Consider the following 24,977-nt stretch of genomic DNA (forward strand, 5'->3'; position numbering starts at 1 on the left):
AAGTGGACCGGCTCCCGGCACGATTGGAAGAGCGCGATGACCCAGTTTGCGCTGCTTTACCCGGAGCGATTCAACATCGGAATCTGAGTCTTAACCCGCCTCACACACAAGATTCCGGATACCTCCGACTTGGTGCGCAAGCTCATCCTCACTGGCACGGGTCCCGCCGGCGGTCACGGCATCGATCGTGTGGGTGCCGTGTCCTGGCCACTGATGCTCAAAGGTCTGTTAACGCTGCGCGATCCCAAGGCCTATCTGTTTTTCACCCCCACAACCAATGGCCGGCGGGCAGCAAGCACCTTCTTGAAACGGTTGAAGGAACGTAAGACTGGCCGTGACAAGGGTCCGACACCTCGCGCCTTCCTCCATCAACTCAAGGCGATCAAGGCTTGGGGCCAGCAGGCGCCCCAGGACCTCACCAATCTGCCCATGCCAGTCCTGATCGCCAATGGGGATAACGACATCATGGTACCCACCGCTCTGAGCCACGATATGGCCCGCCGCATCCCCGATGCACAACTCATCATTTATCAAGACGCCGGCCACGGTGGAATCTTCCAGCATTACACCAGCTTCGTACCCACGGCACTGGAGTCCCTATCGCAATGAATACTTTGTGGACCAGCGGCGTATGAAGATTCTCGTGAACCCCGGCAGAGCGCGCATGATTCTCGACCAAAATTCGTCGACGACGCGCATTGCCGAAAACATCACCGAAATTTGGAGAAGGAAATGAAAGCAGTTCGATTTCATAAGACTGGAGGCCCTGAAACCCTGGTTTATGAGGATGTGCCAGATCCCTCACTCGCCGACGACGAGGTTCTCATTCGCGTCGAAGCGGCTGGAGTGAATTTCGCCGATGTCATGCGTCGTCGCGGCGACGACTATCCCGAGCCGTCCCCCACGCCGTTCACGCTCGGCGCCGAGGTGGCCGGCACAATCGCTGCTGTCGGCAAGGCGGTGACTTCGCTCCCTGTAGGTACGCCGGTGATGGCTGCCCCGGGAGCGGGGGGATATGCTCAATACGCCCGTGTGCCAGCTGGCATTGTGATACCGCTGCCACCCGGGCTCGACGCTGTACGCGCGTCGGCGTTGGTTGCCCACGGTTTGACCGCTGCCTTGGTACTTCGCAAGGCAGCTCGACTTCTACCTGGCGAAACTGTATTGGTAGAAGCTGCTGCGGGCGGTGTAGGTTCGCTCGCTGTACAACTTGCCAAGCTTTATGGCGCGGGCAAGGTCATCGCTGCCGCTAGCACCCCTGCGAAACGAGCCTTGGCCGAAAGTTTGGGGGCGGATGCGACCGTAGACTATACAGCCCCCGATTGGGCCTCTCAAGTACGCGCGCTGACCAACGACAAGGGTGTCGATATAGTCCTGGAGACAGCCGGTGGCGACAATCTTGCCGAGGCGTTCAAGTCTATGGCGTCGTTCGGGCGCTTGATCTTCATCGGCCAGTCGAGTGGCAAATCTAGCCTGATTGATCCATGGACTCTGACGGTCCCCAACCACACCATCACCAGTTTTTATGTCGGCGCGTACCTGGCTTTCTCCGAGCTGATTCAGTCGACACTGTCAGAACTCATCGGACTGGTCTTATCCGGCAAAGTGACGCTGCAAACAGAAACGGTGTTACCGCTCTCGCAAGCCGCCGAAGCACATCGTTTGCTGGAAGGGCGCCATACGACCGGCAAGGTGGTTCTCCAGCCGTGGGCGTGAGCGCGGCTCAGTTCAGAGCCTTCACAATACAACGCTACATCGGAGTAAGAGCAACATGAAAGCACTCACATTCAAACGCTATGGCAAATCGCCCGAGATCGGATTCGCCGAAGTTCCGCGCCCCACGCTAAAGCCCGACGAACTGTTAGTTGAGGTTCACGCCGCGGGGGTGAACCCGATCGACAATATGATTCCTACGGGAATGTTCAAACCCGTCTTGAAGTTCCAACTGCCAGCAACCATGGGTAGCGATCTGGCTGGCATCGTGATCGATGCTGGTAGCCGCGTAACTCGCTTCAAGAAAGGCGACGCCGTCTTTGCAAGTCTGTTCGACCTTGGAAGAGGATCAATCGCCGAATATGCAGTGGTGCCGGAGAGCGCTGCGGCCCCGAAACCGACGAATCTGGACTTCGTGCAGGCCGCCTCAATTCCAATGGTCGGGCTCACTGCATGGCAAGCACTGAAGGAGCGTGCGGATCTTCGGCCGGGTCAGAAAGTGTTCATTCCTGCGGGGTCGGGTGGTATTGGAACATTTGCGATCCAACTGGCCAAATATTTTGGCGCTAAGGTGGGAACCAACACCAGCACCGGCAATATCCAGTTGGTAACAAACCTGGGCGCGGACGAAGTAGTCGACTACAAGAAGCAAGAGTTCGAGAAAGTTCTGCGGGGGTACGATGTGGTGCTTGGTACGATCAGAGGTGACGCGATTGAGAAATCAATAGGAATCCTGAAGCCAGGAAGCAAGATTGTCTCTCTTATCGGGCCGCTGGACGCAGCGTTCGCCCGTGCTCGCGGGCTGAACTTTGTCCTGAAGTTTGTATTCGGCCTAATGAGCCGCAAGATCATGCGTCTTGCGAGAAAGCGGGACGTCACCTACTCATTTCTCTTCGTACGCCCAGACGGTGCTCAACTCTCCGAAATTGGAAAATTGCTCACGTCCGACCGTATCCATCCTGTGATTGACAAGGTATTTCCGTTTGAACAAGCAAAGGAAGCGCTTGAGTACCTAGCGCAAGGACGTGCTAAGGGGAAGGTCGTCGTCAAGATCAAGTGAAATATCCATTGATTGATTTGGGGTGTGCGGACCGATGGAACGATGAGTGATGCTCGACACGAGCAAGGTGGAAACCGAGACCGCACCTTTCCTCAATATCTCCCGGACGACAGGCTGCGAAACCGGATGGTTAGTGCGCACATCGCAGTGCCATCGAGCTTGACCGTCTCGAAGACATCGGTAGGGGCGACTGTTGACAACGCGGGCGGGACCAACCCTGGCCGAGCAAATGAGCATCGAAGATCCAGATCTGGGCAGTTGCGGCTCTTCGTTCCAGACGATCGCCTTATAAGGGCAGGCCTTGACGATGTCCTGTCGGCCTCGTGCCTTGTCCGGATCGGTGATGACGATGTCGTCGGCACGCGTGCGAATGGCGCCGCCTCCGATACGCATGCAGGGCGCGTCGTCGCAGTGATTAGATGTTGAACGATTTCGCGGACCGACTCGAGCGTGTGACCGGCGGTTTGTCAGGTCCGGCGTAGGTCGTGTCGGTCTGGGCGCGCCGCACGCTGATACGAGCGTACCGGGATCCGATGTGAGGTCGGTTCCTGATGCGTGAGGGTTTCTCAGTGCGCGGGCTCGACCGAGGGCTTGGGTAGCGCTTGCGGTGGGGCAGCGCGCTCGACATCGCGGCGCGCCGCTTCGTCGTCAGCGTTCTGGCGGTGACTGGGACGATTCTCGCGGCAATCTCCGCGCAGATTCAAATCGCAGGGTGGTCAAGGGCGGGATGAAGCGACGGGCAGAGGGCGTTGGCGACTTCCACGAACGAACCGCCGCGCTTGTGCTCCAGACGCTTGGCGTTGCGCGCGCCGAGGCGCACACCATTGTAAATCGCCCACTGCAGTCGGGCGATTTCGTTGCGGCGGAAGGTGATTCAGCGTCGTTAGCCGCCGACGTACGTTGGGCTGCCTGAATCGGGCAACGAAGGTGGCAACGCCACTGTGTTGGGTTGCGAGCGCACCGCCGGACTCGCGAGGTCAAGATCTGCCGAATTTGCTAGCCTTGTGTTTTACATAATTAACACTCTCATCCGGAACACGTGTAGTAGCAGCCTTCGAAATCAGTGCGTAACCCGACGGTATCTCTACAAAGGTCGTCATTGAGATGCGCGGCCTTCGTGGATCTTCATCGAAAGCATGCCTTGATTTTCCGGTGTGGTCCCTCCAGTACCGGTAACCGTGAACCAGACACCAAGCCGCGGCGAGGTCGATTGTGTCCGATCCAGTCAACCTTTAGCGATCGCGCCGCGACCGTTATGTGGCCGTTGTTATGTCCTCTGGCGACAATTCGATGATCCTCGCCGTAGGATGGATGGTTATGCGTACGACGTCACCGGAGTCGTAACCCTGCGCGAGCATCTCTTGGACAAGCCGATTAAGGACCGTGGCCCCCGAGGAGCGATTGACGCAGTCAGCGGTCGAGGTCGAATTGCGCACGCTATATTCCCCCGCGGGAACATGTGGGACTGCGCTTGCTGGAATCAGGCATGCCTTGCTCTCGGCGGCGAATTCAGTGATGACGTAAGGGAAACTTAAACTTCCGTCAGGATTGCGACGCACCTCAATTCGATGTGGTGTTCCTTCGTGTGGTGATGTCGCTCGCGCAAACGCAATGGGGTCTAATGGTCTGCCCGTGATAGCGTAGACGCCGCGGCTAACGAGACGCACAACGGGCGTTGTCATGAGCGCCGCAGAGAAGGTTATGAGCTTAATATCAGCGAGTGCAGACCTCAGTTCAAACCGACTAGCTGTTCCGTCCCGTGCTTCGAGTGCGGTTATCAGACGCAACTCTGTTTCTGACAGTTCTTCTTCGAGGTTCACCGGAGTGCGTGCGCGATAGTCGTCGTGCTGGACCACTTGTACCCATGCGAGCCGCTCTAAAATGGCGCGTGCGATATGGATCGGCGGAATGAGCATCATAGAACGATCGCGGTCGAACTCGCTAGTCGCTGTCCTGCTCCGGTAGCGCATGATCGCCGCCAACAACTGGTCTATGTCGACACGCTCACGCGCGACCGCGAACACTTTTCGGGCGACGCTCAGGATAATGTTCCGGCCGGGTTTTTCTGGTCCGAACCAGAACCACGTCCTGTCAGTATCGAGCCATTCGAAGCCATCTACCGACTGCAGCATGTTGGCTAGATTGGCACCTTCCAGCCCATGAGTGAGCGATGCGGCACCGGCAACTGTTGGGAGGTGCGCCGCGCCACAGGAGCGGATCATCGAGTATGCGACACTTCGGACTACCTTGATATCATGGATCTGCACAACATCATCTTGTTCAGAAGCATATGCCCATGAATCGACGCGTGCGCCGCCCGGATGATTGACCGGGTCACTCATTCGAACGATGCGTTTTCCGAGCAGGTCATTGGCAAAAAGACACGCATCCTCGAGCCGGAGATGTTCGCCTAGATGCGTGCGCATCTCACTATTCAGAACCGACACAGAGCAGGGCAAATATGCGGAACAGGCGAGTTGAAGGGAGTCGAGTACCGGGATGTCGAATTCAAATTGCGCAGACCGTTCCGTCAACGTCTCAATTATCTGACGCACCCGCTCTCTGGTGATTCCGGTGGGTGCGGCGAGCTCGGCCAACGTGGTGGCGTCCGGACCGTAGATTCCGTAGCGCCTGGCAAAGAGTTCAGCGTCGCGTTGTGCGCCGACCTCGACCGGTCGATCGGGAAAGGCTAGATTCCGCCCCCGTGTGGCAAGACAGATCGCAACCATGCGGATCGCATCGGCAACCGAGTTGGCGACGATGGTCACTGGCTGCTGCCTTGGCGCTGGAATGACGGGTTCGTCTCCGTCAGGCATGAGGAGCCAGCCAGATGGCAGTGCGAGCGCGTTCTCCCATGCGAGCAGACGGTTCTTGTGAATTGAACGGGGGAGTTCGCCTTTTTCCCATTTGATCAAACTCTGGACGGATATCCCAGCCCGTTCGCTGATGTGTGCCCGTGACAACCCCAGATTGCGTCGACGAGTGCGGGCGCGCATGCCCAATGCTTGACTCGTTTCTGTCGGGATGAGCACGCGGTCGGATTGAACCGAACGCGTCAAAGATGTAGGTGGTGCCTCGATAGGAGCCGGATCGGGCAATATCTTTCCATCTGGCGATAGCAGCCATCCGGCGGGCGCCTGTAGGGCGGTTTCCCATGCGTCAATTCTCGTCGAGCGCATGCTGTCGGGAAGGTCACCCGATTCCCATCGAGCGATAGTTGGCGGCGTCACTTCAACTAGTGCCGCCATTTCCGGTATCGATTTTCGTAGTGCCTCGCGGCGGCTGCGGGCGCGGGCCGCGAGTTCGTGCGCGAGCGATCGCGGGATTTGTATGCGAGGTTCGACGCTCACAGGCTATGCGCAGGTGCTGGAATGGTTGCCTGGCCTCGTCGTCTGCGCCAGGTGGTTTTGTTCCCCTCTTAACAAGAACGCGGCTGCACGCGTAGGTTGCGCTTTTATATTTGTCCCCATTTTCATCGCTCGTCGTCGTTTTTTTCACGCACAAAGTATAGCTACTGCTACAAATGCATCGATGCTCGCTTGCCCGTATGCTGGCGAACTAAAAGCGGGTCTATTGCGAACCGACACATCGATTGTGTACTGGTCGTAGATGGGCCGCATGTGCGCCAGTCGCGGAACATTGCAACAGTCGTGGGCGATCCACGCGGAATACCCCCCATCTTGGGCAGCTAATAAAAACGATCAGGTGGATCGACCGCAACTGGTCATAGCGCTGCGTGCTTGGGCAATAGCCATGTCCTGCGACGATTTTGTTGCTTTCTTCGTTCCGGTTGAATTTGGAATACGGTGTTCGAACCGATGCACTTCTTGCCTATCACCCATGCATCCCAGCGAGCCAAAATCGGCCGAATCTGGCGGGTGTAATCGGCACGGTCATAGTGCCGATTTTGAACGCCCCCAAGTCCGTGAGAGAGGATCTGTGAACGGAGATCCTTCGACACGTGGAACTCTTCGATCAGCAGTGTTTCGACGGTGCGCCGGATATCGGTCCACCCAAATCCCGCCACGGCTTCACCGCTGGCAATCATTGCAGCAGATATCTTCGATATTACGTCACTCACGGTGTCGGGTACCGTCGTGCCGAATATCCGTTGGTCTTCGGCGCCATTCTGAATGAGGGAAAGACATTGCTCGACGATAGCGATCGCTCCGGCAGGCAAGGGGATGTCGTGGCGGCGTGGCGATTGTCGCCGTCCCTTGTGATCGAATAGCGTTAGGATTTTTGCATCGCAGTCGTAGTCCGGACGTTTCACTCGCAAGAGTTGCGCAATACGTTGCGCGCCGGCGAGCACGGCGACCCTTACCGCTGCTGTTGCGAGTCCTTCTGTTTGCGAGAGATGCGACCAGAACGCGCGGAACTCGGTAGTAGACAGGTGGCGCTGTCCCACACGGTTGAACTGGTTCAGAGCCTTTGTAGCGGCGATTGGGTTGAACGCAATGCTGAACCCGGTCATGGTTGACGGAGCGGCCGCATCACCATCGATACCCAGTGCCAGTTCAAAAGCTGCGTGCAATGATGTGCGTACTTTGCCCGCCGTCCGGCCCTTGCCAACCTCGACCAGCCTGCGAAAAATTTCGGTTGCTTGCTCGCGCGTGAGATCTTTCGCGGGTGACAACGCGTATTTCGGAAACGCTTCATAGACGTGCAGAGTGACCATCCGTCTGACATCGCCAGCGCTTGGCTTACCTGCACCTTTTAGATGCGAGATGTAGGCGTCCATCAAGGCTTTGAGCGTGAATTTTGTTCTCGCTAGGGCTTCGGCTGCAGCGTCAGTTGCAGCGCGCGACTCATTCTCTTTTCGCCTGTGCTCCGCGGCTAGCTTCTCGCGCTCGCTCGCGTGTAGGTCGCCATCAATTGCATTCTGACGCTTCGCTGCTGCGTTGCTGCACTGGACCCGAGCATCGGCGAGGGTAAGTCGATCGGATTGGTCCCCGTAGGCCCCGAGTGGGAAATACTTGTTTTTCCGTTCTACAGAGTACCGGTAGTACCACGCGGCCGTACCCGACGCGGCGATTTTCAGTGACAACGCGCCTTGTCCTCGCCCGCGCGATTCATGTAACCAGCATACTTTCCTGGATCGACGGGCATCCTGGACAGCCGCCGCGATGGTCCGTTCTGTCAGCATTTTCGCCTCCACTGCAACTGGCAAAGTGACAATCCGAGTCTACACTAGGTCTACACTACTCAGGTGGAACTCAGCGAAATTCGACGGAGCGAAGAGGATATGGTGTCGATGTAAGTATTTGATTTATAGGGATATTTGTGTTGTATGTCGGATTTCGCTGAACCAACACGGAAGGGTTAGATGCTGCCTTCTAAGCCGTAGGTCACTGGTTCGAATCCAGTAGGGCGGGCCAGAATTCTTCGCTTATTCAAGCACTTCCAATTCCGCGTGAGCCGCTTGGTTAGGATTGGATGCACGTCTAATGCACTCCGGCTGTGGCGAGAGTGTGGCGGTATTCTACTGCTCTCGGGTGCATCCTCTACAACTGCCTGACCGAAAACTTGCCGTTCATTGCACAGACGATTCAGTGTGAATTCGTGTGTGGCCGAGGCATACGCCCCGGCCCGGCAGGCCGACTCAAGTGAATTGCTAAGGAGGTCAGAAGCGGAACGTAATGTGCTTCCCGCCAATTCGAGCGAGATTTTCAAGAGTAGCGGGCAGACACTTAGATGCGTTGATCGTTACGTGACCTTCATAACTGGCGACTAGGCGAACCAAAGCCTCCAATGTTTGTGGAAGATAGTGGTGCTCGGAGAGGTCGAGATGCGCGCCGAGTCGTGCCAGTGTTTCGAGCGTTTGCGGTAACGGGCCCATTGCAGTTCCTCGTCTAAGTTCCTTGTTGGCTATTTATTGTTCATGGGTGGGGAGCAGACGACGCACCGGCAGGAGGCCGGTGCGTTGTCGTTAATTATTTACGAGGTCGGGCCCGCACTGGACGCAATTGCGTCCGGTGCGGGCGTCGGAGCAATTGCCTCAAATGCCGCCTTTCCCCAAATGCGGCGGGCGAGCAAAGCGTACAATTCGCCTCGTTCCGTGATGGCGGCTCGATTGAACACCGAGATCGGATTCATCATGATGGAATTCATTTCCATAAATCGCTGCAGCAACGGGTTGTTCGCGTAGAAACCGGCTGCCAACGTCTGCGCTAGCGCATTCTCGGTCGCATAGACGGTGACTTTGTCCGAGTATTGTTTGTCTTGTAGCGATCGATTTCTTCCCCTTGGGAGCAGTATCAAGCCTCCGATTTTGTTGCGTTCACTAGCGAAGTCGGTGGTGCTTGAAAAATCATAATCGGCTCCGAGCGCCGCTTTCACGCTGTCGTGCGACCCCGCCAAAATATGCTCAATATCGAAATTGCGGTTGCCTCGACTTCTGTCTGCATAGGTAGGGAAACCCACGCGGTTCGTTTGTTCGATGCTGTCCTCAAGATAGGTGGCAATTCGGGCAAGTAGATGTAATATGTTCTGCTTCTTGGCATCCCAATAACTGAGATTCTTGAGTTGATCAAGAGTGGATTCTTGTGTGTCAATCAAGTTTGTCAGAATGGAGCGTAGATCAACCACCGATTTTCTTCTGATTGATTTAACCAGCCCAAAAATTGGATCTCGGACGTTGTCGTACGTATTATCTTGATTGCTTACAATGCGACTGACTGCAAGAAAGTCGAGATAATAGCTGACCATCTGGATTTTTCTATTTACGTCAGAGCCGGTGTCATTTGGCGTGATAGTCGATAGAATTGCCATCGCTTGCAGCGTTAGATCGCGCGCGCCGTTGAAATAGACGTGTGGGAACGTAGTGCGGAACTGCTCCTCAGCCTTCTTGATTTTGAGGTAGTGATCGACGTACGTCGGTATCGTTACCGTTAAAAGGTCGTAAAAGTCATCGGCCGTGTTCAGGCCAAGCTTGGTCTTATTGTCCGTGACCCATCGGTGGTAGCTGTCACCGATGATCTCAAATTCGCCGGGTGCGTCGCCTCGATTTTTACCCCGAGTGGAGTCCGCGTACTGTGCCCGAAGCCAAGTCTTGAAGAACGCGGAGTCTTCGTCGCTGCCTAGATCCTTCAATTTTGCTAGGCATTCGTTCCATTTTTGGTGCGCTGTTTGATTTGCAGCATCGTCCCTGATGTTGGATAAGAAATATCCCTTCAACAAATCAATTGGGCTTAACTTTAGACCTCGGTCGTTCATGGTCACAAAAACCTTATGACCGTCTTGTTCCCGGGGTACGCCAATTTCGAAAAGATAAACGCATTGAGTCAGGTAATCGACGAAGTGCGGTGTGAGCTCGTCCTGAATTCTCTTGCCTATGAAGTTTTCGATATTTGTGTACAGCTTGTAAAGTTGGCGTGAACTGTGATCTAAACCGGGGATGGAGTCGATTCTCTGATCGAGTTCTTGATTCTCGTCTGTTGGGTCGATGCCATCGATAATTAGATTGAATAGTTCCTTGCGGGGGCCATCAAACGCAATGTTGAACTCGTGCTGCCCAAATATTTTTTGACGAAGAAGTGCTGAGATATCTGAGATGTTCAGCTCGGGTTTTTTGAGGGCGAGCTGACAGTAATACGCAATGATCAATGCAAGCGTCGTAATCCGCTGCTGACCGTCAACTATTGCTCGTTGCCCACTTTCTGCCGGTGTTGTGATGATTGTCCCGAGAAAGTACGGGGAGTACTTGGCAACTTCGATCCGGCCGTGTGTCGGATCATAATTCGCGAGGAATGACTCTTGGACATCGGTAAGCAGTTCTTGAAGGTGCTTTACTTCCCATTTGTAATCTCGCTGATACGTCGGTAAGGCGAAGCGCTGCTGAAGGCATTGCGCAACAGTTCGGCGGTCAAATGTTATGTCCATTTTGGTTTGATGATTATGCTTGCAGGTTCGTCTCGTGTGGCAGTGTATGATCTCGCGATTTGATTTCGTGCACAACTGCTGCTGACTGCCGATGGGGTGGGGTTCTTGGTTCGTTTTCGAAGAGACCGAGCAAAAAATTCACCGACTATTCGCGCCCGCTCGCACCCGCGCTCCCCCGTGCGCCAGCGTGCGCGTTTATCCAGCGGCTTGATCGCCGGGCAACCAATCCGCTTCAATACGGGCTGCTGCGCACAAGGTTAGCCGCGCCGCGGGCCGAGGGTGCCGCCGTTGCGCACTGGCTGGCCTACAACACGCCGAAAGTAGGGCCTTATCTGCTGCTGCATGTACGCCATGGCAGCGACATTCGCTGAAACGTGGATAGATAACGTTCGTTAAACGTCCAGGGGATTCGGTGCGCTGAATTTGGATAGAAAGTCCTTGGCAACGTTTTCTATCCGGATAATGATTCTATCCATGACGATTCCCACGCACGAACCATGTCACGAACATTTCTGTACAGCCGCGTATCGACGCAGGATCAGGACACGACGAACCAGCAGCTTGTCGCGAAGCAGGCGGGGTATGAGGTCGAGCCGCATCGAGTGTGTGTTGAGACTATCAGCGGCACAGTTCCAGCGATGGAGCGCCCGAAGTTCCGCAAGCTAGTGGAGAAGCTAGAGGCGGGCGACGTGCTTGTCGTCGCGAAGCTGGACCGGCTGGGCAGGAATGCTGCCGACGTTGACGGCACGGCGCAGGCGCTACGCGCCGCAGGTGTCCGGGTAGTTGTGCTGGACTTGCCCGTGCAGGAGGTGACGAGCGCAGCGGGCGATCTCATCCTGCGCATGTTCGCTGCGTTCGCGCAGTTTGAGCGCGACTTGATCGTCGAGCGGACGCACGCGGGGCTTGAGCGAGCGCGGGCGGAGGGCCGCGTCGGCGGCAGGCCCGAGCGTTTCACGCCGGACGAGAAGCGCACGATTCGGGCGAGGCTAGATGGAGGTGCGTCGGCGCGCTCACTGGCGAAGGAATACGGCACAACGCACGTGACCATCATGAAGGCGGCGCAATCCGCGATTGCTGCCGGTTCGGCTGGGGCCGAAGGAGGCACCGCCGAGTAGGGCGCTGGCACCGCACGCACCACAGTAACGCTCGGTTCAGTCTTGGCGGATCGACCGGAGCCTATCCGAATCGTCTAGGACGGGCCAGTCCGATCCCTTGAAGACCTTCACCAGTCCGCCCCCGGTTCCCCAACCCCCTCACTCAACCGTCACCGATTTCGCCAGATTCCTCGGCTTGTCGATATCCGCACCGCGCAAACATGCCGCGTGATACGCGAGCAGCTGCAACGGCACGACATGCAGGATCGGCGACAACAGCCCGTAGTAATCCGGCATCCGCAGCACCGACACACCTTCGCTGTTGTCGATCCGCGTATCCGCGTCGGCGAACACGTAAAGCTGCCCGCCGCGCGCGCGCACTTCCTGCATGTTCGACTTCAGCTTCTCGAGTAGCGCGTCGTTCGGCGCGATCGTCGCGACGGGCATCGTGTGGGTCACGAGGGCCAGCGGTCCATGCTTCAACTCGCCCGCGGGATACGCTTCCGCGTGGATATACGAAATCTCCTTCAGCTTCAGCGCACCTTCGAGTGCGATCGGGTAGTGCAGCCCGCGCCCGAGAAACAGCGCGTTCTCGTGCTGCGAGAATTCCGCCGCCCAGCGCTCGATCTGCGGCTCGAGCCCGAGCACATCCTCGAGTGCGCCAGGCAGCCGCCGCAGTTGCATCGTATAGCGCGCAAGCTGCGCATCGTCGACGTAGCCGCGCAGCCGCCCGAGCGTGACCGCGAGTATGAACAGCGCGACGAGCTGCGTCGTAAACGCCTTGGTCGACGCGACGCCGATTTCCGGGCCGGCCCGCGTCAGGAAGCGCAGGCCGGTCTGCCGCATCATCGCGCTGGTCGGCACGTTGCAGATCGCCAGCGTGTCGATATGGCCGAGGGCCTGTGCATACTTGAGCGCGGCGAGCGTGTCGGCGGTCTCGCCGGATTGCGACACGCTCACCACCAGCGTATTCGGCATCGCGAGCGCGTCGCTGTAACGGTATTCGCTCGCGATCTCCACCTGTGCCGGCACGCGCGCGATCGTTTCGAGCCAGCGGCGCGCGGTCAGGCCGGAGTAGTGGCTCGTGCCACACGCGAGAATCAGCACGTTGTCGATCTGCTCGAACGCCCGCGCGGCGTCGGGGCCGAATACGGCTGGATCGAACAGCCCGGCATCCGGGATGGTCGCGGCCACGGCCTGCGGCTGCTCGAAGATCTCCTTCTGCATGAAATGCCGGTACGGCCCGAGTTCGACGGCAGCCTGCGCGGAGGAAATGGTCTGTACCGCACGCTCGACCGGCGCGCCGCTGCGGTCGAGCACGCGCACGCCGCCCGGCGTCAATTCGACGATGTCGCCTTCCTCGAGGAAGATGAACCGGTCGGTGATGCCGGCGAGCGCGAGCGCGTCGGAGGCAAGAAAGCATTCGCCGTCCTTCACGCCGACGACGAGCGGCGAGCCCACACGCGCACCGATCAGCCGTTGTGGCTCGTGCTTGCTGAATACGGCGATCGCGTAGGCGCCGTGAAGCTGCGACGTTGCCGCGCGCACGGCGGCGAGCAGGTCGCCGCGATACTGGCTGTGGATCAGGTGCGCGACGACCTCGGTGTCGGTCTGGCCATCGAATTCGTAATGCTCGTCTGAAAGTTGCTTGCGCAACGTTTCGTGGTTTTCGATAATGCCGTTGTGCACGAGCGCGATTTCATCGCGCGAGAAGATCGGATGCGCGTTGCAGGTTGCCGGCGCGCCGTGCGTTGCCCAGCGCGTGTGCGCGATGCCGGTGCTGCCGGTCAGGCCGGCGGTGCGCACGTGCGCGTCGAGGTCGGCGACGCGCGACACGCTGCGCTCGCGACGCGCCTGGCCGTCGACGACCGTCGCCACGCCGCATGAGTCGTAGCCGCGATATTCGAGACGACGCAAACCTTCAATCAGAATCGGGACGATGTCCCGTTGCGCGACCGCGCCGACGATGCCACACATGACACGTCTCCTTCCCTTGTAGTCATCATGGACCGCGCGCACCGTTGCGTCAGCGCGATGCGGTCGCCGTTGCCGCCGCCGTCGTGAATCCGCATCGGGCGGGGATGACGGGGGCGGCCATCCGTTTTTCGAATGCCAGATAAAGCGACTCCTCCAGTACGTTCCAGTGCGCGCCGTGCCGGTATGGCGCTGATCGCGCTTGCCAGCAGGCGACCGTGCCCCAATCGTTCATCTTGACCGCGACCAGCGCGATCAAACCCCACGGATAATCGGTGTCGGCGAGTTGCGGCCAGCTCTTGCCGTACTTCCTCATCCACTGCGCGTAGATCGTCTCGCCAGATTGTTCGGGAACCTGAATATCCGACAGAAGCGGGAGGATCTGCGCGATCTTCGCGGGATAAAAACTCGTGTCGCTGACCTGCTGCGTGCTGGCGCGAAAGCCGGATTCCGTGCCGCGCCAGAACACCTTCAGGATCGCGGATGCCAGCCGGTCGGCGCGCTGGCTCCAAGGGCCCGCGTGCGTGTAGTCGGCGCGCCGGACGTAGTACGCAGAGAGTGCCTGGAACGCGCTGTGTACCTCGACGTTGTCCATCAGCAACGCGACGTGCAGTGACGACGAGATCTGATAGACGCCGGAGGGTTTGTCGAGCAGCGTGTCCAGATGCAGGCCGGCCCGGTTCATGCTCAGTTCCCATGCGGCAGGCAAGCCGTCAGGTGGCGCAAAACGGGCGAGCAGTTCGATCCAGGTCGCCATCATTGCGTCGTCGGTTTCCGCATCGGCACATGCGCGGTAGCGGCTGTTCTTCACGCAGTAGCGCTCGAAACCGCCATCCGGACGCTGGCGCGGCAGCAACCATGCGATCCACGCGAGTGCAGCCTGACGGGCGTCGAGCTGCGCGTCGGACGCGGCGAGCAGCGCTTTCGCCGCGAAATACGGGTCGATGCCGACGCCGTTCTGGCGCACGGTGATCGCGCCGTCGGTACGCTGGTACATCCCGTTGAGCCGGAGTTCGGCGGCGCTCGCGTGCAGTGCGAAGCCACACGCGGCGATACAGCAGGCGACGTGCCACAGGCGGCACAGCGCGACGGTGGCCGCTACGCGCGCGCGTGAGGTCGGGCAAAGCGCGGGCCGGTTCATGGTTTTGGGCGCCTGCGCGGCGGTCCTGTTCAATCGTCGCCGGGCGCGGCGTTGGCCGCGTCGCACCTGGCGAGCGCGTCGACGTTGTGGCTCGGTTCACCGTGGCGCGGGTGAACCCGAGGCGGGTACCGATAGTTGCGTCCACGGTCCGGTTCTTTACAGCGGAGCCGGAACCAGGCTCGCGGATCGCGCGTACTTCAACAGGACACGTCGGCACGTTCGGCACGCAGGAGCGCTTGTCTGTCGCTCCAGGTGGACGCGTTGCATTTCGCCCCTGCTTCGTTGCTTGGGCGTCCCCGTTCGTCCGCAGTCGGGCGGGCGCTTCGGGGCACACCTGACTGTCATTAAGCAAGGCGTGAGCCATCGGCCGAGATGCCGCGCGCAGCAAGGGGCGGGGGGGCGTCCGGATGCTTGGCGCGGACGGAGGCGGCGGATTTTGATTCATCGAAGAATCAGCGTGCACGGGCCGAATACCCGAGCGCGATCGGCGTCGCGGCCCGTAAGCGTCATGCGTCTAGCGAATTGTCTGCCGAACCTGTGTGACCTCGGCCGCACGACTATGCGCGGTGACATGCATCGCGTCGTTCGTTGCGTGTGCATCGGCCGGAATGTCGCTGTGTTCCATGAGAGCGCATGCGTTGCATGGACCGGAATCTGATGCACCCCCCCAGTTCCGGACCCGCGTTACACATTCGCAACATTTCCCACCCTCTTGATTCGTGCGACGTGAACGACGTTGCGTGCCGGGTAAATCCCTCGTGCATGACCGCGGCCGAGGGGGCGATGGCGCCGCCCCCTGCGCAGACAAAAGTGGCCGATCAAGGAAGCGCAACGCGCTTCGAGAGATGCGTGAGATGCGATGAGCGACGAACGCTCGACATGGGGTCGCGATTCGTCGGACGACGTCGCCGAGGGAACCACGCGACTGCCCGTATAGGTGCCTGTGTCGCGTGTATCCGGGGCTGCGACACGCGTAGCAGTTGTGAAACATTCCGTCGCGCGCTGCGCGTGCGCGGTGCACGCAGTGTGAACCGCACACGGCTGCAGGGCGGCTGGTTTGAATATTGCTGTAGTGGTGTGGAAGGGAAGTGAACAACAGACGTGACGCCAGGCTCAGCGAGGAAAGACTCATGACGTGACTGATCAAGTGCAACGGGACGCCGGTAGTACGACGATTCGCGTGGCGTAGACCACGCGGACCGGGCGGCGCGCTCGCTCCGCGACATCGCAACGTGTCGATCGCGTGCGAGTACGGGAGGCGCCGCCTGAATACATGCTTCGCGCCACGGGCAGGGTCATTCAGCGCGAAATGGCTCAACGAGGATAACGATGAAGAAGATTTTGCTTGTGTTCGGGACTCGGCCGGAGGCCATCAAGATGGCGCCGCTGGTGCGTGCATTGAAAGCACAAGCGGGTGTCGACGCCAGGGTATGCGTGACCGCGCAGCACCGCGAAATGCTCGATCAGGTGCTGACGCTGTTCGACATCAAGCCCGACTACGATCTCAACGTGATGCGCCAAAGTCAGACCCTGACCGACGTGACGACGGGCATTCTGCAGGCGATCGGCATCGTCTTCGACGAATTGCGTCCGGACGTCGTGCTGGTACACGGCGATACGACGACCACGCTTGCGGTCAGTCTTGCGGCGTTCTACCGCTATCTGCCGGTCGGGCACGTGGAGGCCGGCTTGCGCAGCGGCGACATCTGGTCGCCGTGGCCTGAAGAGTTGAATCGCCGCGTGACCGACGCGGTGTCGTCGTGGCATTTCGCGCCGACCGGGCAGGCACGCGACAACCTGCTCAGCGAGGGCGTACCGGGCGGGGCGGTCGTGCTGACCGGCAATACCGTGATCGACGCGCTGCACGAGGTCAAGCGCATGCTCGATTGCACCGCGGCGCTGACGGAGCGGGTCGCGGGACAGTTTCCGTTTCTCGAACCGTCGCGGCGCGTGGTGCTGATCACCGGCCATCGTCGCGAAAGTTTCGGTGAGCCGTTCCAGAATTTCTGCGATGCGCTGTGTACGCTGGCGAACCGCTATCCCGATGCGCAGTTCGTCTATCCGCTGCACATGAATCCGAACGTGCGGGAGCCGGCGCGCGCACGGCTCGGCCACGTGGCCAATATCTACCTGATCGAGCCGCAGGAATATCTGTCGTTCGTATTCCTGATGTCGCGCGCGCATTTCATCATCACCGATTCGGGCGGCATTCAGGAAGAAGGGCCGGCACTGGGCAAGCCGGTGCTGGTCACGCGCGAGACGACGGAGCGGCCGGAAGCGATCCAGGCCGGTACCGCACGGCTCGTCGGAACCAATCAGGAGCGGATCGTGTGGGAGGCCTCGCGTCTGTTCGACAGCGAGAGCGCGTACGGGGAAATGGCGCACGCGAGCAATCCGTACGGCGACGGTCATGCGAGCGAGCGGATCGTTCACGCGCTGATGCGTAATCCGGGGGCACCCACGAAGGCGACGAGCTTTTCGATGGGGACGTCGGAGATGCCGCTCAATCCGCTCACGCTGGGGTTGCAGGCGCTGAGGTCGCGCTGAACGTGCGGTTGCATGAAGCGCCTGCGCTCGGCTTCGACACCATGTGAAGCTGACGGTGTTTCGTTCAAGATTCGTCAGGCCCGGCGGCGCGAGACGGATGATGCCGGACTTGATCGAGACGGTGCGTTTCGATCGCGCCTATCCGGCTTTCGCGTGCCGGAGCGCGGGTTGCGCAGAAGCTGGTGGATGACGGCGTCGTCGCGGTAGTCGGCGACATCAATTCGGGCGTGTCCATATTCGCGGGATGTCCCGCCCGGGCATGGCGCTCGACCCCTTGGGCACGCACCACATCCGTCGTGGCGGAGCGGCTACCTCACGCGCCCATCGCTCGCCGGGACCGACGTGCCAGTCGGTCCCGGTTGCATGATGCACGTCATGCGTCATCGATTCCCCTTCGACCTTTCCCCGGTTCGCCACGTCAGTGCCGCTACGCACCGTCTGCGCAAAACTGCCGCACATCAGTTAGAGTTGGAGCCCGGGCCATTCCGCATACGATTCCGGCTCCCCGGCGCGATGCAGACGCCGCCGGAGCTGAACATCGCGCGCAGGTGCCGCGATTCGCGGCGCCGTTTCTGGCAGTCCCGACAGGGTCGCGTTGCCTGAATGACGGTTGGCATGGGGCAGAATCCGGGCGGGTGCGTGTCCGCTATCAATCCGGATCGCGTGTCCGATAGCCATCCTCGGCCAGCCGTACCGATAACGACGCATTGACTGCCGGTTCTGCCGGCGGAGCAGCCTACACGACGGCACCGGGCCGGCGCAGGAGAACGCACCCGCCGCCGTTCGAATCCCCACCGGGCACCCGTGGTGCGATGCGGGCGCCTCGACCAGGAGGTGAACGATGATCACGCTGACCGTCAACGGTAGCGAACAGCACTTCGGCGGCAATCCCGACATGCCGTTGCTCTGGTATCTGCGCGATGTCCTCGGCCACACCGGCACGAAGTTCGGCTGCGGCATGGCACTGTGCGGTGCGTGCACCGTGCACCTCGACGGCGTTGCGATCCGGTCGTGCATCACGCCCGTCGCGGCCGCTGCCGGCAAGCGCGTGACGACGATCGAGGGTCTGTCGACCGATCTGACCCATCCGCTGCAGCAGGCCTGGCAGAAACTGAACGTCGCGCAGTGCGGCTACTGCCAGTCCGGGCAGATCATGCAGGCCGCGTCGCTGCTGAAGACGAATCCCCATCCGACCGACGCCGACATCGACGATGCGATGTCCGGCAATATCTGCCGCTGCGGCACCTACACGCGCATTCGCGCGGCGATCCGTCTGGCCGTGCGCCGCGGAGGTGCCGCATGAGCGCGCCCGAACTCTCCGTCCAAAACGAAAGCCGCCGTGCGCTGCTGCTCGGCTTCGCGTCCGGCGGGCTGCTGCTCGCGTTCGGCGTGCCGTCGCTCGTGCGCGCGGCCGTGCCGGTGCAGCCGCCCGTCAGCGCGAATTCGCAGTACGGCGGCGCGGGGATGCCGCACGGGTTGCGCGACGATCCGCACCTGTTCGTCGCGATCGCGCCGGATGGCACGGTCACCGTGACCTGCATCCGCTCCGAGATGGGGCAGGGTGTACGCACGAGCGTCGCGCTCGTGGTGGCGGACGAACTGGGCGCGGACTGGGCGCGCGTGAAGGTCGCGCAGGCCGTCGGCGACGAGCCGCGCTACGGCAACCAGAACACCGACGGGTCGCGCAGCCTGCGCCAGAGCTTCGCCGCGCTGCGTCGCGCGGGTGCGGCCGCGCGCACGATGCTCGAACAGGCTGCCGCTGCTGCGTGGGGCGTTGATGCGCGTCAGGTCAAGGCGACGGTGCACGAGGTCGTCGACACGAAGAGCGGGCGCAAGCTCGGCTTCGGCGAACTGGCGGCGAAGGCAGCTGCGCTGCCGGCACCGGATCCGGCATCGGTGGTGCTGAAGGCGCCGGCCGAATTCCGCTATATCGGCAAGGGCGAAACGGCGCTGATCGACGGGCGCGACATCGTCGGCGGCCGCGCGCATTACGGTATCGACACGCGGCTCGACGGGATGCTGTATGCGGTCGTCGCGCGACCGCCGGCCTACGGTGACACCGTGGCGTCGTTCGACGCGTCGGCGGCGGAGAAGCTGCCGGGTGTCGTCAAGGTCGTGCAGCTTGCGCCGACGCCGCTGCCGTCCGGTTTCCAGCCGCTTGGCGGCGTGGCCGTCGTCGCGCGCGATACGTGGACAGCGATCCAGGCGCGCGCGCAACTGAAGATCGACTGGAAGCGCGGGCCCAACGCGACCTACGACTCGACCGCGTATCGCAAGACCCTCGAAGCGGCGGCCGCGCAACCGGGCGACGTGATCCGCAACGACGGCGACGCGGCGGCGGCGCTGGCCGGCGCCGCGAAACGCGTGCGTGCGACGTACTACATTCCCCATCTCGCGCACGCGACGATGGAGCCGCCCGCGGCTGTCGCGCGCGTGGCGGACGGCCGCTGCGAAGTGTGGACCTGCACGCAGGCGCCGCAGACCACGCGCGACGAGATCGCGAAAGCGCTCGGGTTGCCGACGGAGCGCGTGACGGTCAACGTGACGCTGCTCGGCGGCGGTTTCGGCCGCAAGTCGAAGCCCGACTACGTCGTGGAGGCGGCATTGCTGTCGAAGGCGGTCGGCGCGCCCGTCAAGCTGACGTTCACGCGCGAGGACGACATCGCGCACGACTATTTCCATGCGGTGTCGCTCGAAGCGTTCGACGGCGGGATCGACGCGTCGGGGAAAGTGGTCGCGTGGCAGCATCGCACGGTCGCGCCGTCGATCCAGTCGACGTTCAGGGCCGGCGTCGCGCACGAGCAGCCGGGCGAGCTCGCGCAGGGCATTGCGGACCTGCCGTTCGCGATTCCGAACGTTCGGATCGAGAATCCGGCCGCGGAAGCGCACACGCGGATCGGCTGGTTCCGCTCGGTCTACAACATCCCGCATGCGTTCGGCATCCAGAGCTTCGTGTCGGAGCTGGCGCACGCGGCCGGCCGCGACCCGAAGGATTTCCTGCTCGAACTGATCGGGCCCGCGCGGCGTTTCGAGCCGCACATCGCGGTGAAGAACGTGAACTACGGCGAGGATCCGGCGCTGTATCCGGTCGATACCGGGCGGCTGCGGCGCGTGGTCGAGACGGTCGCGCGCGAAGCCGGCTGGGGGCGCAAGCTGTCGAAGGGGCACGGGCTCGGGATCGCCGCGCATCGCAGCTTCGTGTCGTATACGGCGGCGGTGTGCGAGGTGCAGGTCGATGCCGACGGCAAGATCACGGTGCCGCGGGTCGACATCGCGATCGACTGCGGGCCGCAGGTCAATCCGGAGCGTGTACGCTCGCAGCTCGAGGGCGCGGTGGTGATGGGGCTCGGCATCGCGTTGCACGGCGAGATCACGTTCAAGGACGGCCATCCGGAGCAGAGCAACTTCAACGGCTTCCAGGTACTGAGAATGAATGAAGCGCCGCGCGAAATCCGCGTGCATCTCGTCGCGCCGGACGATTTTGCGACGCCGCTGGGCGGCGTGGGCGAGCCGGGCCTGCCGCCCGTCGCGCCGGCGCTGACCAATGCGATTTTCGCGGCGACCGGCACGCGCATCCGCAGCCTGCCGGTTGCCGATCAGCTCGCGAAGCCCCGGGCAGGGTGACACAATTCCCAGGCCGGGCCGCATCGTGCGGCCCGGTACGCATCCATCCTTGAACAAGGAGTGTCGACGTGGCCTCATCCGATGTCAGCGTGAAGCAGGCAGTTTCCCCCACCGAATGGGACGCGCGAGTCAACCTGGCGGCCGCTTACCGCCTCACCGCGCTGTTCGGCTGGGACGATCTCGTGTTCACCCATATTTCCGCGCGCGTGCCCGGCCCGGAGCATCATTTCCTGATCAACCCGTACGGGATGATGTTCGACGAGATCACCGCATCGTCGCTGGTGAAGGTGGATCTCGACGGCCGCAAGGTGTCCGAATCACCTTACGAGATCAACCCGGCCGGCTTCACCATTCACAGCGCGGTGCACGCGGCCCGCGACGACGCGCTGTGCGTGATGCATACGCATTCGATCAACGGCGTCGCGGTGTCGGCGCAGGAAGCGGGGCTGCTGCCGCTGTCGCAGCAGTCGCTCGGCGTGCTGGCATCGCTCGGCTATCACGACTACGAGGGCATTGCGCTCAACGAGGGCGAGAAAGCGCGCCTCGTGCGCGATCTCGGCGCCAACACGAACCTGATGCTGCGCAATCACGGCCTGCTGACCGTCGGCGCGACGCCGGCAGACGCGTTCGTCGCGATGTACTTCTTCGAAGCGGCCTGCATGATCCAGGTCCGCGCGCAGGCCGGCGGCTCGGCGTTGTTGCCGATCGGGCAGCCGATTCTCGACGGCATCAAGCAGCAGATCGCCGCCGTGACGCGCGGGATGGGCGCCGGGGCGCTCGTCTGGCCCGGCTTGCTGCGCCGGCTCGATCGACGCAATCCCGGTTACGCGGACTAGCGCATCCGTCGTTGTCGTTTTAGAACGACCGTGCTAAATTCCTGCCAGCCCTTGCAGTCACGGAACCCTTCATTCGGCTGACGAAGCCGGCCCCGGGAGGCAGCACGATGAGCTTGTTGATGTCGCGACGCGATCTCGCGTTCCTGCTGTATGACTGGCTCGACGCGGAAGCGCTCGTCGCGCTGCCGCGTTACGCCGAGCACAGTCGCGAGACGTTCGACGCGGTGCTCGATACCAGCGAGCGGATTGCGGAAGACCTGTTCGCGCCGCATGCGGCGCGTGGCGATCGCGAGGAGCCGCAGTTCGACGGCGAGCGCGTGACGCTGATCCCGGACGTCGAACCGGCGGTGCGCGCCTTTGCGGACGCCGGGCTGATCGCCGCGGGCCATGACGAAGCGCTCGGCGGCATGCGCTTGCCGAAGCTGGTCGAAGCCGCGTCGTTCCTGTTCTTCCAGGCCGCGAACATCGCGACGGCCGCCTATCCGTTCCTGACCGTCGCCAACGCGAACCTGCTCGTCGCGCACGGCAGCCGCGCGCAGATCGACGCGTTCGCGCGCCCGGAACTGGAAGGGCGCTACTTCGGCACCATGTGCCTGTCGGAACCGCAAGCCGGTTCGTCGCTGTCCGACATCGCGACGCGCGCGGATTTCGAAGGCGACTCGCCGCTCGGCCCGCGCTACCGGCTGACGGGCAACAAGATGTGGATCTCGGGCGGCGAACACGAGCTGACGGAGAACATCGTCCACCTCGTGCTCGCGAAGATTCCCGACGAACACGGCCGGCTGCTGCCCGGCACGCGCGGGATCTCGCTGTTCATCGTGCCCAAGTACCTGCCGGGCACCGACGGCGCGGCGCAGGGCGAGCACAACGACGTGGTGCTCGCCGGGCTGAACCACAAGATGGGTTACCGCGGCACCACCAACTGCCTGCTGAATTTCGGCGAAGGCACGCGTTACCGCCCGGAAGGGCGCGCTGGCGCGATCGGCTATCTGGTCGGCCAGGCGAACCACGGCCTCGCTTACATGTTCCACATGATGAACGAAGCGCGCATCGGTGTCGGCGCGGGCGCGGTGGCGCTCGGCTACACGGGTTATCTGCACGCGCTCGACTACGCGCGCAACCGGCCGCAAGGGCGCCCGCTCGGGCCGGCGGGCAAGGATGCCGCCGCGCCGCAGGCGCCGATCGTCGAACATCCGGACGTGCGGCGCATGCTGCTCGCGCAGAAGGCCTATGTCGAAGGCGGTCTCGCGCTGATCCTGTATTGCGCGAAGCTGGTCGATGAAGCACGCGCGCACGACGACGCGGCCGTGCGCGCCGATGCCACGCGCCTGCTCGACATCCTGACGCCGATCGCGAAAAGCTGGCCGTCGCAGTGGTGTCTCGCGGCGAACGACCTCGCGATCCAGGTGCACGGCGGCTATGGCTACACGCGCGATTACGCGGTCGAGCGGCTCTATCGCGACAATCGTCTCAATCCGATTCACGAAGGCACGCACGGGATCCACGCGCTCGATCTGCTGGGCCGCAAGGTCGCACAGGACGATGGTGCGTCGCTGCGTGCACTCGATGCGCGGATCGGCGCGACCGTCGAACGTGCGCGGACGCTCGATGCCGGCCTGCGCGAGCACGCCGACGCGCTGGCGCGGCGCTGGGCACGGCTCGGCGATGTCACGCGACAGCTGAGCGCGATCGGCGATCCGCAGGCGCGGCTCGCGAACGCGAGCGTCTATCTGGAAGCGTTCGGCCATCTCGTCGTCGCGTGGCTGTGGCTCGACGTGACGCTCGCTGCGCACGGGCAGGCCGACGATTTCCACGACGGCAAGCGTGCGGCCGCCCGCTACTTCTTCAACTGGGAATTGCCGAAAGTGGATGCGCAGCTCGATCTGCTCGCGAGCGTCGACACGACGACGCTCGACATGCGCGACGCGTGGTTCTGATCATTGCTTCACCGACAGTCCGGAATGCCGACGAGGTCGCGGATGCCGATTCCACCGGCTGTCGCGTACTCGTCGTGAACCGGCCGTGCGGGCGTGCCCCGCAGGCCGACCCGATGCCAGCCTACGCCGCACAAGGAGAGAGACGAACATGAAAGCCCTGTTGTGTACCGCATTCGGCCCGATCGACAGCTTGCGCATCGAGGACGTCGCGATTCCCGAGCCGGCCGCGGGCCAGGTCCGGGTTCAGGTGAAGGCCGCATCGCTCAATTTCCCCGACGCGCTGATCGTCCAGGGTTTGTATCAGGTGAAGCCGGCGCTGCCGTTTTCGCCGGGCGCGGAATTTGCCGGCGTGATCGACGCGGTGGGCGAGGGCGTGACTGCGTGGCAGCCCGGCGATTCGGTGGTCGCGTTCACCGGGCACGGCGGGTTCGCCCAACAGTGCGTGGCCGACGTGCACCAGATTGCCGCACTGCCGCCGGGCATGACTTTTGAGCAAGGCGCGGCGCTCGTGCTCGCGTACGGCACGTCGCTGCACGCATTGCAGCAGCGTGCGCGGCTGCAAGAAGGCGAGACGTTGCTCGTGCTGGGCGCGGCGGGCGGCGTTGGCCTCGCGGCGATCGAGATTGCGACAGCGCTCGGCGCGCGCGTGATTGCGGCGGCGTCGAGTGCGGACAAGCTGGCACTGTGTCGTGAAGCGGGCGCCGACGAGACGATCGACTATTCGACCGAAGACCTGCGCCGCCGTGTCGACGAATTGACCGGCGGGCGCGGTGCCGACGTCGTCTACGATCCGGTGGGCGGCGCCTACAGCGAGGCGGCGTTGCGCGCGACCGCCTGGCGCGGCCGGTTCCTCGTGGTCGGCTTCGCGGCCGGCGAGATCCCGAAGATCGCGCTGAACCTGGCGCTGCTCAAGGAGCGCGACATTCTGGGCGTGTTCTGGGGCGATGCGGTGCGCCGCGATCCGAAGCAGCATGTCGCGAACATGCGCCTGCTTGCCGAATGGTTCGCGGCCGGCAAGGTGCGACCCGCGATCACCGAGCGCGTGTCGCTGGCCGGCGCGGCCGACGCGATCGCGCGGATGGCGAACCGGCAGGTGAAGGGCAAGGTGGTGATCCTGCCGGACGCGTGATCGGCCTTCCGCGCGCCGGTCGAGGCCGCGCGGCTGCGGTT

Annotated in this window: 14 protein-coding genes and 2 pseudogenes; 10 read left to right on the forward strand and 6 right to left on the reverse strand. The window is 61.9% G+C overall.

Translation table 11 applies throughout. The features are described from left to right. Positions 1–129 precede the first annotated feature (129 nt). The 3 genes and pseudogenes from QZM67_RS25395 to QZM67_RS25405 all read left to right on the forward strand — a co-directional run. Positions 130–609 (forward strand): annotated as a pseudogene (locus QZM67_RS25395) (alpha/beta fold hydrolase); the annotation flags it as partial. 123 nt (positions 610–732) lie between these two features. Beyond that, positions 733–1,716, forward strand: a complete 984-nt coding sequence (locus QZM67_RS25400; protein WP_301807471.1) for an NADPH:quinone oxidoreductase family protein — start codon at positions 733–735, stop codon at positions 1,714–1,716. A 55-nt stretch (positions 1,717–1,771) separates the two neighbouring features. Beyond that, a complete protein-coding gene (locus tag QZM67_RS25405) occupies positions 1,772–2,773 on the forward strand; it encodes an NADP-dependent oxidoreductase (protein WP_301807474.1) in 1,002 nt (333 codons plus the stop codon). Positions 2,774–2,913: 140 nt separating this feature from the next. Here QZM67_RS25405 and QZM67_RS25410 read toward each other — a convergent pair. The 4 genes and pseudogenes from QZM67_RS25410 to QZM67_RS25425 all read right to left on the reverse strand — a co-directional run. Then, a pseudogene (locus QZM67_RS25410) lies at positions 2,914–3,190 on the reverse strand (4Fe-4S dicluster domain-containing protein); the annotation flags it as partial. A gap of 836 nt (positions 3,191–4,026) precedes the next feature. Continuing rightward, positions 4,027–6,123, reverse strand: a complete 2,097-nt coding sequence (locus tag QZM67_RS25415; protein WP_301807476.1) for a helix-turn-helix domain-containing protein — start codon at positions 6,121–6,123, stop codon at positions 4,027–4,029. A 374-nt stretch (positions 6,124–6,497) separates the two neighbouring features. Further along, on the reverse strand, positions 6,498–7,919 hold the full coding sequence (locus QZM67_RS25420; RefSeq protein ID WP_301807479.1) for an integrase family protein: 1,422 nt from the start codon (positions 7,917–7,919) through the stop codon (positions 6,498–6,500). 791 nt (positions 7,920–8,710) lie between these two features. Beyond that, complete coding sequence (locus tag QZM67_RS25425) at positions 8,711–10,654, reverse strand: DUF262 domain-containing protein (RefSeq protein WP_301807481.1); 1,944 nt, start codon at positions 10,652–10,654, stop codon at positions 8,711–8,713. A gap of 497 nt (positions 10,655–11,151) precedes the next feature. Here QZM67_RS25425 and QZM67_RS25430 point away from each other — a divergent pair, with 497 nt between their 5' ends. Next, positions 11,152–11,769 (forward strand): recombinase family protein, encoded by a 618-nt coding sequence (locus QZM67_RS25430; RefSeq protein ID WP_301807482.1) that lies wholly within the window; start codon positions 11,152–11,154, stop codon positions 11,767–11,769. 138 nt (positions 11,770–11,907) lie between these two features. On the opposite strand, the gene glmS is transcribed toward QZM67_RS25430, so the two are convergent. Both glmS and QZM67_RS25440 read right to left on the reverse strand, forming a co-directional pair. Next, positions 11,908–13,725: a glutamine--fructose-6-phosphate transaminase (isomerizing) gene (glmS, locus tag QZM67_RS25435; protein WP_301807483.1), complete on the reverse strand. Its 1,818-nt coding sequence runs from the start codon at positions 13,723–13,725 to the stop codon at positions 11,908–11,910. Between the two features lie 49 nt (positions 13,726–13,774). Further along, complete coding sequence (locus tag QZM67_RS25440; protein ID WP_301807484.1) at positions 13,775–14,863, reverse strand: hypothetical protein; 1,089 nt, start codon at positions 14,861–14,863, stop codon at positions 13,775–13,777. A gap of 1,329 nt (positions 14,864–16,192) precedes the next feature. Between QZM67_RS25440 and wecB the strand changes: the two genes are divergently transcribed. From wecB to QZM67_RS25470, 6 genes are all read left to right on the forward strand, one after another. After that, positions 16,193–17,410 carry a non-hydrolyzing UDP-N-acetylglucosamine 2-epimerase gene (gene wecB, locus QZM67_RS25445; protein WP_175023987.1) on the forward strand — a complete coding sequence of 406 codons (1,218 nt, stop codon included), beginning with the start codon at positions 16,193–16,195 and terminating at the stop codon, positions 17,408–17,410. A gap of 841 nt (positions 17,411–18,251) precedes the next feature. Further along, complete coding sequence (locus QZM67_RS25450; RefSeq protein WP_301807485.1) at positions 18,252–18,713, forward strand: (2Fe-2S)-binding protein; 462 nt, start codon at positions 18,252–18,254, stop codon at positions 18,711–18,713. After that, a complete protein-coding gene (locus tag QZM67_RS25455) occupies positions 18,710–21,034 on the forward strand; it encodes a xanthine dehydrogenase family protein molybdopterin-binding subunit (protein ID WP_301807486.1) in 2,325 nt (774 codons plus the stop codon). The genes QZM67_RS25450 and QZM67_RS25455 overlap by 4 nt, the downstream gene beginning before the upstream one ends. A 68-nt stretch (positions 21,035–21,102) precedes the next feature. Beyond that, positions 21,103–21,870, forward strand: a complete 768-nt coding sequence (locus tag QZM67_RS25460; RefSeq protein ID WP_301807487.1) for a class II aldolase/adducin family protein — start codon at positions 21,103–21,105, stop codon at positions 21,868–21,870. Between the two features lie 107 nt (positions 21,871–21,977). Next, positions 21,978–23,807, forward strand: coding sequence for an acyl-CoA dehydrogenase (locus QZM67_RS25465; protein ID WP_301807488.1), 1,830 nt, complete (start codon positions 21,978–21,980; stop codon positions 23,805–23,807). A gap of 148 nt (positions 23,808–23,955) precedes the next feature. Next, positions 23,956–24,936 carry an NADPH:quinone oxidoreductase family protein gene (locus QZM67_RS25470; protein WP_301807490.1) on the forward strand — a complete coding sequence of 327 codons (981 nt, stop codon included), beginning with the start codon at positions 23,956–23,958 and terminating at the stop codon, positions 24,934–24,936. Positions 24,937–24,977 lie beyond the last annotated feature (41 nt).

Source organism: Burkholderia sp. AU45251 (assembly GCF_030482905.1).
Classification (GTDB): domain Bacteria; phylum Pseudomonadota; class Gammaproteobacteria; order Burkholderiales; family Burkholderiaceae; genus Burkholderia; species Burkholderia aenigmatica.